General features: G+C 72.4%; 1 protein-coding gene. It reads left to right on the top strand.

Going from position 1 to position 395, the window contains the following annotated elements; genetic code table 11:
* The coding region (locus AC5RUJ_RS18600; protein WP_494156556.1) for an AMP-binding protein at positions 1 to 395 on the top strand (395 nt) is incomplete at both ends.

The raw sequence follows: 395 nt of genomic DNA on the forward strand, positions 1-395 counted from the left end.
AAGCGGACGCTGTCCTGGGCCGAGCTCGCCGGCCAGGTGGACCTGCTCGCCGGCGGCCTGGCCGGGATCGGCGTGAAAGCAGGCGACCGCGTCAACCTGCTGGTGCCGCCCGGCATCGAACTGACCAGCCTGATCTACGCCTGCCTGAAGCTCGGCGCCGTTATCGTGGTGGCGGACGCCGGGCTGGGACCCGCCGGCCTGAGCCGTGCCATCAAGGGGGCCGGCCCCCGGTTCATCATCGGCATCGAACGCGCCTTCGCGGCCGCGCGGCTGTTCGACTGGCCGGGCGAGCGGATCAGCGTGACCGAAATGGGCGGGGCCAAGCGCCGGCTCTACGGGGTCGCTTACACCGTGCCCGAACTGCTCGAATCCGCCGCCGCTGCTGCGGCTGGCCC

Source organism: Arthrobacter sp. Y3223164, assembly GCF_059091005.1.